The sequence below is a fragment of the Arthrobacter sp. DNA4 genome, from assembly GCF_024362385.1.
GTDB lineage: Bacteria > Actinomycetota > Actinomycetes > Actinomycetales > Micrococcaceae > Arthrobacter.
Genome location: NZ_CP101466.1, coordinates 2236984 through 2250327, shown reverse-complemented (window position 1 = coordinate 2250327; position 13344 = coordinate 2236984). Strand labels below are relative to the sequence as shown.

Here is a 13344-nt window from a genome sequence, read left to right as displayed (position 1 = left end):
GAAATGCTGACTACGGTTCAGCCGGACGTCGGGGTGCTAAGGGCACCGGTCACGGTTGCCCGGTGCCGGGCGGGCCGGTGAGTACCGTGGGAACGTACTCCAGCAGCTGGAGCCTGCCGTCGAACGTCCTGCTCTGCACCATGTCCAGCCGGACGTCAGGATATCCATCGAAGATCCGCTCGCGCCCGGTGGCGCCGGTAATGACGGGGAAAACCACCAGACGGAACCGGTCCACGAGGCCCGCCACCAGCAACGACCGGGCCAGGCTGATGCTGCCCAAGGTACTCAGGGGCTCCGTTCCCCTACGCTTCAGCTCGCGGACCGCGTCAACCGCGTCCCCGGTTACCAGGGTCGAGTTCGGCCAGTCCAGGGGAGACTGCAGCGAGGAAGAGAACACGATTTTCGGTACGGCGGACAGCCCCGTGAGGCTGGCGCCCTCCTCCTCGGAAAAACCGGACCGGTCCGCCGCGGCCTGCGCGGACATGCCGTACATCAACCGGTACGTTTTCGCGCCCAGGAGGAAGGTGTAGTTCTTCGCCGATTCCTGGTCCAGCCAGGCAAGGTATTCGGGACCCTCCAGTCCCCACCACCCCGGCCAGCCCTCTGCGGAGGCGTAACCGTCCAGCGAAATGATCAGGTCCACCATCAGGGGTGCCTGGGACGGTTCGGCAGGTGTGGCTCCCATGACCGGCTCCTTGGACTGATCGGCGTTGATCTGGCGGCAATGCTATGCCCGCCAGGGCGGCGGTACAAGGGTCGGGCCCTTTCATCAGCCCTGCCGCAGGCGTAGCGTCTATTGCGCCGGAACCGTCGTAGCCGTCTAAGGAGCGGACATGGCTGGATGGAATGCAGACACAGCGGCAGGGCCTGTGGGGGCAGGGACCGTGACCCTGGTCGAGGGCTCATGTTTTTGTATCTCCGCAGCCAATGGTGATATCCACCCGGAACTGCCCCACGGCGTCTTCCATGAGGACACCCGCATCCTGTCGGGGTGGAGCATGACGGTGAACGGCCAGCCACTTGAGCCGTTGGCGGCGGAGACGAAGGAACCCTACCGGGCACTGTTCATTGGCCGCGTTCCCCGGGCCGACGGGTACGCGGACAGCCCCTTGATCGTGGAGCGGCTGCGGGAAGTGGCGGCCGGAGTGGTTGAGGAGATTACGATCCGCAACTATTCCGGCAACCCCGTTGAATGCAGCATCTCCGTGGCCGTCGACTCGGACTTCGCCGATCTGTTCGAGGTGAAGGAGGCGAGGGTCCAGCGGCGGTGGGACGTCACCCGCGGAGCCGACGGCGATTCCCTGATTATCAGCGCGGCCTGGCAGGACCTGCGGAAAGCTGTCCTGGTCAGGGGACGCGGCGCCGTCGCCTCCCCCGGGGCACTCACATACCGCGCCGTGGTTCCCGGATACGGCCAGTGGAGCACGCGGTTGAGCGTGGCACCGGCAGGGCAGCACAACGTTTCGCGCCCCGCCGGGCACGGGGTGTCACCGAGTGACCGGCGGCACCAGGAATGGGTCGCCAAAATCCCCAGGCTGCAGATGGCGAACCGGTCCATTGAACGCACGCTGCGGCGGAGCTATGACGACCTCGGAGCGCTCCGGATCGAGGACCCCGAGCATCCGGAACGGATAGTGGTGGCCGCCGGCGCACCATGGTTCATGACCCTGTTCGGGCGTGATTCGCTGTGGGCTTCGGAGATGGCGCTGCCCGTGGACCCGTCCCTGGGCCTGGGCACCCTGCAGACGCTGGCGGACCGGCAAGGCAAGGTGGTGGACCCGATGAGCGAGGAGGAACCCGGGAAGATCCTGCACGAAGTCCGGTTGGGCGTGTCCTCCGGGCTGGCGCTCGGCGGCAAATCCGTCTACTACGGCAGCGTGGACGCCACCCCGCAGTTTGTGATGACCTTGGCATCGGTCAGCCGCTGGGGGTTCGGAAAGGACGCCATAGCCGCCCTCCTGCCCAACGCCGACCGGGCCCTGGACTGGGTCAGGACCTACGGCGACAAGGACGGCGACGGGTTCGTTGAGTACCAGCGCCTCAACGACCAGGGCCTTATCAACCAGGGGTGGAAGGACTCCTGGGACGGGATCAATTTCGCGGACGGAACCATTGCCGAGCCGCCCATCGCGCTTTGCGAGGTGCAGGCCCTGGTCTACTCAGCGTTGCTGTCCCGGGCATGGATGGCGTACGACGGCGGGGAGGCGCCGTTGGCTGCCCGGCTCACCGCCGAGGCGGCGCAGTTGAAGAAAAGGTTCAACGAGGAATTCTGGTTGCCGGAACGTGGCTACTTCGCCGTAGCCCTGGACGGCCGCAAACGCCCGGTTGATGCCTGCGCCTCGAATATGGGGCAGTGCCTGTGGCACGGCATCGTTGACGATGACAAGGTGCCGCTGGTGGCTGAACGCCTAATGTCGCCGGAGATGTTCAGTGGCTGGGGTGTCCGGACCCTCGCCTCAGATATGGGGGCCTACAACCCTGCCAGTTACCACAACGGTTCAGTATGGCCGCATGACAATGCCATTATTGCGGCCGGACTGATGCGGTACGGATTCGTCGAGGAGGCGCAGCGCATCGCCACCGCCCTGCTCGAAGCCGCGGATTTTTCCGGCGGCCGGCTGCCGGAGTTGTTCTGTGGCTTCAGCCGGGAGCAGGTGGCCGAGCCGGTGCCATACCCCACGGCCTGCTCCCCGCAGGCCTGGGCGGCCACCGCGCCGATCATGCTGATCACCTGCCTGATGCGGTACGACGCCCACGTCTCCCGCGGTGGCTTCTGGATGGATCCGGCGCTGCCCCAGTCATACGGGAACCTGCACATCACCAACGCTCCCTGGTAGCGGCCGCATCACCATCGACATCAGAGACGGCGAACCTGCGGTGCAGGGCTTGCCGGAGGGCTTGACGTTCCACCGCGAACACCGGCCCTGGCTGACCGAGCTCATCTCGCAGGCCGGACTGGACGCCAAAGGCTAAACCTCCCAGTCGCCGTCGGCGTAGGCGCTGCGGACGTGGGCGCGCAGGTACTCCCCCACCACGGCAGCTCCAAGGCCGCCCACTTCGGGCGCCACAACGCGGCCGTCGATCCGCCGCGCCATCCGCTGGATGAACCGCTCCAGGCCGGGGTCGTTGCCCAGGCGGAAGAAAGTGGCCTGGACGCCGGCGCGGCCAAGGCGGTCCAGTTCGGCAACCGTGGCGCGGATGGTCTCTGCGTCCGGCGGCCAGTTGAACCAGGAGTCCCCGTCCGGCAGGAGGTGCGCCGTGGGCTCGCCGTCGGTGACCACCAGCAGGACGGGCTGCATGGAGGGGTGCCGGCGGAAGAACCGGCTTACCAACAGAAGGCCGTGGTGCAGGTTGGTTCCCTGTTCGCGGAGGGCGGGCAGCGCCGTAAGTTCTCCGATGTCCATGGACTGTGCGTAACGGCCAAAGGTGATCAGCTCCAGCCGGTCACCGCGGAAGCGGGTTGACACCAGGTGGTGCAGTGCGAGCGCGGTCCGCTTCATGGGAACCCACCGCCCTTCTGCAGCCATGGAGAAGGACACGTCCACCAGCAGGGCAACCGCGGCCTGCGTGCGGGCCTCCGTCTCCGATACCTCGATGTCGCCGACAGCGAGGCGCAGTCCACGGGCCGGGTCACCGCCGTCGGCCATGGTGCGCCGGATGGCATTGGTCATGGTACGGGTGACATCCCACGGCTCGGCGTCCCCGAACTCCCACTGCCGGCTCGAACCCGTCTGTTCTCCTGCGGCCCCGGCCATCCTGGTGTCCCTGCTTCCCTGCCTGCCGGACAGCTGCCTGGCAGCATCACGGAGCAGGGACTTCCCGAGCCGCCGCATGGCCTGCGGGGACAGCCTGAGGTCACCGTCGGTGCCGCGCCGCAACAAGCCGCCGTCCTGCATGGCGCGCTCGATCTCCGCGAGGGTCCGGGCACTAACGGCGGCATTTTCGCCAAGCTGCCGGGTAAGCGCGTCCAGGTCCAGGTCATCGAGCCGGGAGCCGTTGTAGGACTGGGAGAGCTGTTCGGACAGTTCGTCGAGTTCGGCGAGGTCCTGAAGCACCCCGGTGCCATCGCCCAGTCCCAGGCCTTCCTGCCCTTCGAACCGTTCCGAGCCTGTCCAGTCCTCCCCCGGGCGGAGGGCCTGGAGGGTCGCATCGAGTTCGCTGAGCTGGGCCATCAGTTCGGGCGAGCCGAAGGCCTGGGCGGAGAGCCGCATCAGCTCATCGCGCTGCTCCGGGGACATCGACTGCAGGAGCCGCTGGGCGGCGGCGGCGCGCTGGGCGAGGGCGTCCACCAGCTCTTCCACCGACTCCGGGTTCTCCGGAAAGAACTGGCCGTGTTTGGCCATGAAGTCCTGGAAGTCGGCGTCGGTATCCTCCCCGCGCCGGTGGTTGCCCAGTAGCTCGTTCAGGTCCCGGAGCATGTCATTCACTGCCTGCCGGTCCTCATCGGTGGCGCTCTCCAGCGCCTGCTTCATGCCGGCGAAGCGCTGCTCGAGGACTTCGCGGCCCAGGAGGTCCTTGATCCGGTCGTAGGCTTCCCTGGCGGGGCCTGACTGCCAGTCGTAGGATGCCAGCTCATTGACCGCCGCAGCTGTGGAGGGCGGGAGGTTCTGCAGCTGCATTTCCCGGAAGGCGCGGTCGGTATTGTCCATCATGGCGTCCCGGGCCAGTTGCTTACGCTCCTCCAGCACGGCGGTGTCAAGGAGTTTCTTTACTTCGTCCAGGGTGCCGTCCAGCCGGTGCCGGCTGAGCAGGTCGCGGCGCCGCTGCTGGACGCGCCGGGCAAGGTCATCCAGCCCGTCCCGGTTCCGGCCCCCGCGCCGCAGGAATTCCTGCAGGGCGTGGCGGGGCGAGTAGACGGCCATCACGTCTTCGGCGACGGCGTCAAGCGCCTCGGCCAGGTCGACGGGTGGGGCGAGCGGGTCCGGGCCGCCGGTATACCGGCCGTACTTGGCGGACCGCTTGTGGATGGCCATGGTGCCTCCTGTGCCTAACCGTAGATGGTTTCCTCGTCATCGGATTCCTTGGAGATCCGGCGGCCCAGGTACAGCCCTTCAAGGGCCAGTTCGACGGCGGCGGCGAGTTGTCCGTCATTGGCCGCACCCAGGCGCCGCCCGATTTCGTCGTAGAGGCCCGAGCCGTTCAGCGACGGAAGGTTGCCCAGGAACTCCTGCGCCGTGACCTGTTCACCCGTGGTGACGGTCCGGTGCCCATCCAGGGCGGCCACGAGCGGCCCCATGTCCAAACCCTGGAAGTGCGCCCGGACAGCTTCCGCAGTGGCGGTGCGCAGGAGGTGGTCCAGGACACCCTGTTCCCGCCCTTCCTCGCCGGATTCGAACTCGATCTTGCCCGTCAGCACCTCCACGGCGGGCTCCAGGTCGATGATGCGTGCCACCGCCTGCTCCTCCCCCCGCAGGCTGGCCCGCCGCAGTGCCGCCGCGGCCACCGTCTCCGCCCCGGCAATGGCGAAGCGGGCCGAAACGCCGGAAGTCTGGTTGATGGCAGGCGACTCGCGGAGCGCCCGGGTATACCGGGCCAGGATCTCCAGGATGAACGGCGGGACGTCCGCAACGAGCCGGCCCTCCTGCCGGATCACCGCTACTTCGTCTTCCAGTTCGATGGGGTAGTGGGTCCGGATCTCCGCACCGAAGCGGTCCTTCAGGGGTGTGATGATGCGCCCGCGGTTGGTGTAGTCCTCCGGGTTTGCTGATGCCACCACCAGCACGTCGAGCGGGAGCCGCAGGACGTAGCCGCGGATCTGGATGTCCCGTTCCTCCATGACGTTGAGCATGGCCACCTGGATGCGTTCAGCCAGGTCCGGGAGCTCGTTGATGGCGATGATGCCGCGGTTGGAGCGTGGGATCAGCCCGTAGTGGATGGTTTCCGGGTCCCCCAGGCGGCGGCCCTCGGCCACCCGCATCGGATCCACGTCACCGATCAGGTCAGCGACCGACGTGTCCGGTGTGGCGAGCTTCTCCACGTAGCGCTCCGAACGGTGCCGCCAGGCCACCCGCAGCCGGTCCCCCTCCGTCAGTGCCCGGGCACGGGACTGTTCGGTGATCGGTTCAAAGGGATGCTCGTTCAGCTCCGAATCCTCGATCACCGGCGACCACTCGTCCAGCAGTCCGGCCAGGGTGCGGAGCAGGCGGGTCTTGCCCTGCCCGCGCTCACCCAGCAGGACAACGTCATGGCCGGCGAGCAGGGCGCGCTCGAGCTGCGGAATCACCGTCCGGCTGAAGCCGTACAGGCCCGGCCAGGGGTCACGTCCCGCAGCCAGGGCGGCGAGGAGGTTGTCGCGGATTTCGTGCCGCAGGTCCTTGTGGACGTATCCTGCCGCGCGCAGTTCACCAACGGTGTAGATATCGGGGCGATCAGTCACTCCTCTACGGTAATCCCCGCCCTGCGGCTAATCGATAGATTCCTCCAGATTCCTGCGCCCGCGGGTACCGCTTGCCGCTCCCCGCGCGGCTACGCTTAGACCCAATGACACAGAACACATTGATCCTCCTGGTGCGGCACGGCGAGACGCCCACCACTGGCACCGTCCTGCCGGGGCGGGCCCCTGGCCTGCATCTTTCCGAGCGCGGCCGCACGCAGGCTGAAGCTGTTGCCGAACGCCTTGCGGGCCTGCCCGTCGACGGGCTGTATTCGTCACCCCTGGAGCGGGCACGGGAGACAGCGGAGCCTACGGCCGCCCGCACCGGCCGGACGGTCAAGGAAGAAGCCGGGCTTTTGGAATGCGATTTCGGTGACTGGACCGGTGCCGCGCTCGCCGGGCTTGCGGGCCTGCCGGAGTGGCAGACTGTCCAGCACAACCCGTCGGCGTTCCGCTTCCCCAATGGCGAGGGCTTTTCCGGAATGCAGGCGCGGATGGTTGGGACGCTGGAGGATCTTCGGGCGGCCCACCGTGGTGGCGTCGTGGTCTGTTTCTCCCATGCCGATCCCATTAAGGCGGCCGTGGCCCACGCGCTGGGCACCCACCTGGACCTGTTCCAGCGGATCATGATCAGCCCGGCGTCGGTCTCGGTGATCTCCTATGCCGACGGCCAGGCGCCGGCGGTGCTCACGGTGAATTCGATGTCGGAGCCCCTGAGCGGGCTGAGGTCGCCGTGATGCCATCCGGACCGGCAGGGAACGACTCGCCGCGGGACGCGGCGGCACGGGGCATGCGGTGTCCGGGCGGGAGCTGACCCTCCTCACCGAGGGCCGCGTGGAGTTGCTGGGCCGCATCATGAGCGGCAGCAATGCCACGTTCCTCGCGGAGCTTTCCTGCGGTGACGATTCCGCCTGGGCCGTCTACAAGCCGGAGGCAGGAGAGCGGCCGCTGGCGGATTTCGACGCCGGCCTGTACCGCCGGGAGCGCGCCGCGTACCTGCTGAGCGAAGCGCTGGGCTGGGGAATGGTGCCGGCCACGGTGGTCCGCACGGATGCCCCGCTTGGCGTGGGGTCGCTGCAATGGTTCATTGAGGGCGACCACGAGGAGCACTACTTCACCCTGTATGCGGACTCCCCGGAAACGCACGACGAGCTGGCCCGGATGGCCCTGTTCGACTACGTGGCTAACAACACGGACCGCAAAAGCGGGCATGTCCTGCGCGGAGCGGACGGCCGCATCTGGGGCATTGACCACGGCCTGTGCTTTTCCGCTGCCTTCAAATTGCGCACGGTGATCTGGGACTTCGCCGGCGACCCGATTCCGGACAACCTGCTGGCGGACATCAGTCCTCTGGCGGACACTGTTCCGGCTGACGTGGCAGCGCTGCTCCATCCCGGCGAGATGGTTGCCCTTCAACGCCGGGTCCAGCGAATGCTGCAGGAGATGGTGCTGCCCGTTGACCACACCGGCAGGCGCTACCCCTGGCCGCTGGTCTAGGCAGCGAAGTCCAGGCGTCCCAGATGTGGGCGTCCCAGGCGTGGATGGCGGGAGTTCAGGGGTCCCAGGTTCAGGCGGCGGGCCTGTGCGCGTCCTGGCGCGCTTCCAGTGCGGCTGCGGCCGCCGGTGCAGCCTGCTCAAGGTGCGCCCCGATGTGGTCCAGCAGGTAATGCTGCCCCAGCACTGTGGGGTGGTCGCCGTCCGGGCCAATCAGGTCATCAAAGTCATCGCTGATCCAGCCCTCGGCGATCGGGTCCACGTACTCACCGCCCGCCCGCGCAGTGGCAGTCTTGAGTTGGTCGCTGATATCCAGGAGCCCGGGGTCAGGGTCCGTTGTGTACGACGGCGGCCCCACCACGATGATCCTGGCGTCCGGGGCAAGGGCTTCTGCCCTGTCCATGGCGGCCAGGGCCGCGTCGCCGACGTCGGCAGAGGCGTAGCCGAGGTCGTTCTCCGAACCGAAAAAGACCACGATCCCGGTGTCCGGGGTGACGTAATCATCCACCTGGGTGCCGAAGGTTCCGTTGTAGTCGCCCAGGCTGAGGTAACCGCTTCCGTCCTCGGCTGCGTTGACCACCTCAAGGCCCGCCACCTCCGGGTCCGTGCGCATCAACGCCGGCCACGCCTGCTGCGGCGACGTGCCGTGACCGGTGCTCAGAGAGTCCCCCACCACCACAACGCGGACCGGGGGCGCCGCCGTGGCCGGGGGCTGGGTCCGGGCTGCACTTCCCGACGTCACGGCCAGGAGGAGGGCAGCGACACCGGCAGTCACCAGCCCGGGATGCCCGTGCAGCAGCGCACTGTCCTGCATGGCACCTCCTCCCGCCTGGAATTTCCGGGTGGCCGGGGAACTGACCGCGGCCGTTTATCTACTTGTCCGTGTCCCATCGTAGGCAATTGTGGGAATACTTTAGGGCCAAGGTGACCAGGATCAACAGGATGCACAGCGACTGCACAGGAACCTTTAGGGCATTAGGTACCCTGCTTGCCGCCGTGCGGGGTCGATGCCGGTGTCTACCGGGCTGCACTGAAGCCGGGGCTACGCTGTATCCGTGCAGCGGCAGGCAACCGGGTGGAACCCCGCAACCAGTGTTTCCGAGCAGGCGCCCGGCGTCTACTTCGCCGAAGGGCCGGCCTCCAACTGGATCGTGGTGCAGGACCCTTCCGGGTTCATCCTCATTGACAGCGGCTACCCCGGTGACCGCAGCAACGCCCTTGCGTCGATCCGCCACCTGGGCCTGGAACCGGGCGACGCCCTTGCACTGCTGATCACGCATGGACACGTGGACCACACGGGCTCCGCCGCCTTCTTTTCGGAGTCATTCGGAACCCCGGTCCTGTGCGCCCCCGGGGAACTGGCCCACGTTCAGGGAAAGGAGAAGCACCAGGTCACCTTTGGCCAGGTCATCCGCCGCGCCTGGAGGCCGCGCATCTTCCGCTGGATGGTGCACGTCATCAGGGCGGGCGCCCTGGGTGCCAAGCCAGTGCCGGCGGCCGAAGCGTGGGACGCTGCCAGGCTCCGGGCCCTGCCTGGGCGGCCCGTTGCCGTACCCATGCCCGGCCATACGCCAGGCAATGCAGCCATCCACCTGCCCGGGGCTGGTGCCATCGCCGTGGGCGACTGCTTTGTCAGCGGCCACCCGATCAGCCGGATTTCCGGACCGCAGATGCTGCACCCGATGTACCACGAAAATCCGGCCGCCGCGCTGGCCGCCCTGCAGAACCTGGCCGGCATGGAATCCGCGGCTGTCCTTCCCGGCCACGGCCCCGCCCTGGGCGCCCCGCTGGCGGAAGCGCTGGCAGTTCTCAGGTCCCGGACGCCTGGAGCGTCCCCTGCCGTGGGTGGAACTTTCCGTACCGCGCCTAGAACTTCCCGTACCGCGCCCGGGCCATCGAGTACACGCCGTAGCAAATGAGGCCCGCGGCGATGGCGGCGAGGAGGAACCCGCCGTAGGGCTGTGCGCCGAGGGTCTTCAAGCCGCCGTCGAGGCCGGAGGATTTGGACGGATCGGCGGTTACTGCCGCCACGATGACCAGGACACCCACGACGGCGAGCACCACACCCTTGGCTGCGTAACCGATGATGCCCAGCCATTCCACGGCGGTCCGTGCGTTGCCAGGGTCCTGCAGGTCCTTCATGAACTTCCTGGAAACGCCCCGGTAGGCGTAAAGGACGCCGCCTGCAATGATCGCCAGCCCCAGCACCACCAGAAGCACCACCCCGGCGGGCGCTCCCATCAGCTTTGCGGTGAAATCGCTGGCCGACTGGCTGGAGTTCTTGCTGCCCCCGGCGGCAAAGACTCCGAAGGTAAAGGCAAGGAAAGCGAAAATCACAGCTTTCCCCGCAGCACCGGCAGCTTTCTTCAGTTTCTTCTTGGAATCCGGCTCGGTGCGCGCCCCAAAAGCAGCCTCGCTGAGCATCCAGAGGGCAAGCGCCGCACAGGCAACAGCGCCGGCCCAGAGCAGGATCCCGCCCCCCGGCTTGGATGCCAGGCTTCCCAGGGCCCCGGACTGATCAGCTTCTCCACCCTGGCCCCGGGTCAACTGCAGGGCGATGGCGCCAATCAGGATATGGAGCAGGCCAATGAAGACATATCCGGCACGGGCCAGCACGCGAACTGCCGGGCTGCGGCCCGCCGAGGCCGCCTCGGATACTGCCCTATTAGCTCCCTGCGACGCGTTGCCCATGGTAAGCCCTTCCACATATGTAGTTGATGTCCTGTTCCGCCGCCGGCTTCGCATGCCTGCGCCGCGGAATGCTTCAGTGTAAATCCGTCCGCGCCGTCCCGACAGGTCCGGGAAAGTTCCGGCCACGCACTGTTGGCTACTACAGTCGAAGCGGTGCATGCCAAACAGAACTTTGATGAACTGACCGAGCTGAACATCTCCGAACCCACGGCCGACCACGCGGAAGACGGGTTCGTCCGCGTGCGCGGCGCCCGCGAAAACAACCTGCGGAACGTCAGTGTGGATGTGCCGCGGGATGCGATCGTGGCGTTCACCGGGGTTTCCGGTTCCGGCAAGTCGTCCCTGGCCTTCGGCACCATCTACGCGGAGGCGCAGCGGCGGTTCTTCGAATCAGTGGCGCCCTACGCCCGCCGCCTCATCCAGCAGGGCCACAACCCCAAGGTGGACCTGATCACCGGGCTGCCGCCCGCCGTCGCACTCCAACAGCGCCGGGGAACGGCGACCTCCAGGTCCACCGTGGGGACCGTCACCACGCTGTCCAATTCGCTGCGCATGCTGTTCTCCCGTGCCGGCAGCTACCCGGAGGGCGCAGCGCCGCTGGACTCGGATGCCTTCTCCCCCAACACCGCGGCGGGCGCCTGCCCGGAGTGCCACGGCCTGGGCACCGCCCACACCGTCAGTGAGGCATCCCTGGTTCCGGACACGTCCCTGAGCATCCGCGACGGGGCGATTGCCGCCTGGCCCGGGGCGTGGCAGGGCAAGAACCTGCGCGACATCCTGACCCACCTGGGCTACGACGTGGACATCCCGTGGCGGCAGTTGCCCCGGAAACAGCGGGACTGGATCCTCTTCACCGAAGAACAGCCGGTGGTGGAAGTAACGCCGCAGCGGGACCGGGTTGCCAAACCTTACAAGGGCCGGTTCTGGAGCGCCAGGAGCTACGTCATGCACACGCTGCTCGACTCCAAAAGCCCCGCCATGAGGGAAAAGGTGCTGCGCTTCATGGAAACCGGGCCCTGCCCGCGGTGCAGTGGAACCGGGCTCAGGCCCGAGGCCCTCGCGGTGACCTTCGCAGGGCAGACCATCGCCGGGCTCAACGCGGTGCCCATAACCGAACTCGCGGACATCATCCGCCCCACCACCAGGCTGGCCACAGCGGGAACCGCGTCCCGCAAGCAGTCCTCCGAGTCCAATGAGGTGGCTGTGGCCATCACCCGCGACCTGCTGCAGCGCATCAACGTACTGCTGGAACTGGGCCTGGGGTACCTGGCGCTGGGACGGGCCACGCCCACGCTCTCGCCGGGGGAAATGCAGCGCCTCCGGATCGCCACCCAGCTCAGGTCGGGATTGTTCGGCGTGATCTACGTGCTGGATGAGCCGTCGGCGGGTCTTCATCCGGCCGACGCCGAACCCCTCCTGGCCGTCCTGGACCAGCTCAAATCGTCGGGAAACTCCGTGTTCGTGGTGGAACACAACATGGACATGGTCCGCCGGGCTGACTGGGTTGTGGATGTTGGACCCAGGGCCGGCGAGGACGGCGGAGAGGTGCTGTACAGCGGGCCCGTGCAGGGCCTCGATGAGGTACCGGAGTCGGTAACGCGTCCGTTCCTGTTCCCCGGCGCAACAGGTGCGAAAGAAACAGGGGCGGCAACTGAGGGCGCGGGCACGGATTCCCTGCGGGAACCCTCCGGCTGGCTGGAACTGCGGGGCGTCAGCCGCCACAACCTGCGGGACCTGGACGCCGCCTTTCCGCTCGGCGTCCTGACAGCGGTCACGGGCGTCTCGGGTTCCGGGAAATCCACGCTGGTCAGCCGGGTCCTCGCCGACGTTGCCGGAGCCGCACTCCACGGCACCGGTGAGGCCGGTACCGCCACACCCGCCGGGGAGCCGGACGACGACGTCGAGGAACAGGGCGGACCACTGACCGTGGGGCACGTCTCCGGGCTGGAACGGATCGACCGCCTGGTGAAAGTGGACCAGAAACCGATCGGACGCACGCCGCGGTCCAACCTGGCCACCTACACGGGGCTGTTCGATGCCGTCCGCAAGGAATTCGCCGCCACCGATGCCGCCAGGAGCCGCGGGTTCGGCCCCGGACGCTTTTCCTTCAATGTGGCCGGTGGACGGTGCGAGACCTGCCAGGGCGAAGGATTCGTGGCCGTGGAACTGCTGTTCCTTCCCGGCAGTTACGGCCCGTGCCCGGAGTGCGGCGGCACCCGATACAACCCTGCGACCCTGGAGGTCACCTACCAGGGCAGGAACATCGCGGAAGTACTGGGCATGACGGTCAATGCCGCGGCCGATTTCCTGGCCGGGGTTCCCGCGGCCGCACGGTCCTTGCAGACCCTCCAGGAAGTGGGCCTGGGCTACCTGCGGCTGGGCCAGCCCGCCACCGAACTTTCCGGCGGCGAGGCGCAGCGGATCAAGCTGGCCACCGAACTGCAGCGGGCCCGGCGCGGGCACACCCTTTACCTCCTGGATGAGCCCACGACGGGGCTGCACCCTGCCGACGTCCAGCTCCTGATGGCGCAGTTGAACCGCCTGGTGGACGCCGGGAACACCGTAATCGTGGTGGAACACGCCATGGACGTGGTGGCCGACGCCGACTGGGTCATGGACCTTGGACCCGCTGGTGGCGATGCCGGCGGCACGATCGTCGCCGCCGGTGACCCGGCCGCCGTCGCCCGTTCCCGCAGCAGCCGCACGGCCCCTTACCTCGCCGCAGCACTGCAGGCCGCGTCCGCCGGCAAGGACCGCTAGGGCGGCCCCTCTTGCCCCCGTGCGTG

The 13344-nt window shown here is 67.6% G+C and carries 9 protein-coding genes and 1 pseudogene; 5 read left to right on the top strand and 5 right to left on the bottom strand.

Annotation, left to right across the window (positions count from 1 at the left end; translation table 11 throughout):
• Window positions 1-49: 49 nt before the first annotated feature.
• On the bottom strand, window positions 50-685 hold the full coding sequence (locus tag NMQ03_RS10285; RefSeq protein ID WP_255175494.1) for a dihydrofolate reductase family protein: 636 nt from the start codon (window positions 683-685) through the stop codon (window positions 50-52).
• Between the two features lie 148 nt (window positions 686-833).
• On the opposite strand from NMQ03_RS10285, the pseudogene NMQ03_RS10280 reads away from it, so the two are divergent.
• A pseudogene (locus NMQ03_RS10280) lies at window positions 834-2973 on the top strand (glycogen debranching N-terminal domain-containing protein).
• Here NMQ03_RS10280 and NMQ03_RS10275 read toward each other — a convergent pair.
• Together NMQ03_RS10275 and NMQ03_RS10270 are read right to left on the bottom strand one after the other, a co-directional pair.
• Window positions 2970-4973: a VWA domain-containing protein gene (locus tag NMQ03_RS10275; protein WP_255175493.1), complete on the bottom strand. Its 2004-nt coding sequence runs from the start codon at window positions 4971-4973 to the stop codon at window positions 2970-2972. The pseudogene NMQ03_RS10280 and the gene NMQ03_RS10275 overlap by 4 nt on opposite strands.
• A 14-nt stretch (window positions 4974-4987) precedes the next feature.
• Window positions 4988-6376, bottom strand: a complete 1389-nt coding sequence (locus NMQ03_RS10270; RefSeq protein ID WP_255175492.1) for a sigma 54-interacting transcriptional regulator — start codon at window positions 6374-6376, stop codon at window positions 4988-4990.
• Window positions 6377-6480: 104 nt separating this feature from the next.
• Between NMQ03_RS10270 and NMQ03_RS10265 the strand changes: the two genes are divergently transcribed.
• Together NMQ03_RS10265 and NMQ03_RS10260 are read left to right on the top strand one after the other, a co-directional pair.
• Window positions 6481-7110, top strand: coding sequence for an MSMEG_4193 family putative phosphomutase (locus NMQ03_RS10265; protein WP_255175491.1), 630 nt, complete (start codon window positions 6481-6483; stop codon window positions 7108-7110).
• Between the two features lie 58 nt (window positions 7111-7168).
• Window positions 7169-7870: an SCO1664 family protein gene (locus tag NMQ03_RS10260; RefSeq protein ID WP_255175490.1), complete on the top strand. Its 702-nt coding sequence runs from the start codon at window positions 7169-7171 to the stop codon at window positions 7868-7870.
• Window positions 7871-7940: 70 nt separating this feature from the next.
• Here the strand turns inward: NMQ03_RS10260 and NMQ03_RS10255 are convergent, their stop codons facing one another.
• A complete protein-coding gene (locus NMQ03_RS10255; protein WP_255175489.1) occupies window positions 7941-8681 on the bottom strand; it encodes an SGNH/GDSL hydrolase family protein in 741 nt (246 codons plus the stop codon).
• Window positions 8682-8922: 241 nt separating this feature from the next.
• Here NMQ03_RS10255 and NMQ03_RS10250 point away from each other — a divergent pair, with 241 nt between their 5' ends.
• Window positions 8923-9786: an MBL fold metallo-hydrolase gene (locus tag NMQ03_RS10250; protein WP_255175488.1), complete on the top strand. Its 864-nt coding sequence runs from the start codon at window positions 8923-8925 to the stop codon at window positions 9784-9786.
• Here the strand turns inward: NMQ03_RS10250 and NMQ03_RS10245 are convergent.
• Window positions 9734-10558 carry a DUF1206 domain-containing protein gene (locus NMQ03_RS10245; RefSeq protein ID WP_255175487.1) on the bottom strand — a complete coding sequence of 275 codons (825 nt, stop codon included), beginning with the start codon at window positions 10556-10558 and terminating at the stop codon, window positions 9734-9736. The genes NMQ03_RS10250 and NMQ03_RS10245 overlap by 53 nt on opposite strands.
• Window positions 10559-10738: 180 nt before the next feature.
• Between NMQ03_RS10245 and NMQ03_RS10240 the strand changes: the two genes are divergently transcribed.
• Window positions 10739-13318 carry an excinuclease ABC subunit UvrA gene (locus NMQ03_RS10240; protein WP_255175580.1) on the top strand — a complete coding sequence of 860 codons (2580 nt, stop codon included), beginning with the start codon at window positions 10739-10741 and terminating at the stop codon, window positions 13316-13318.
• Window positions 13319-13344: the final 26 nt, after the last annotated feature.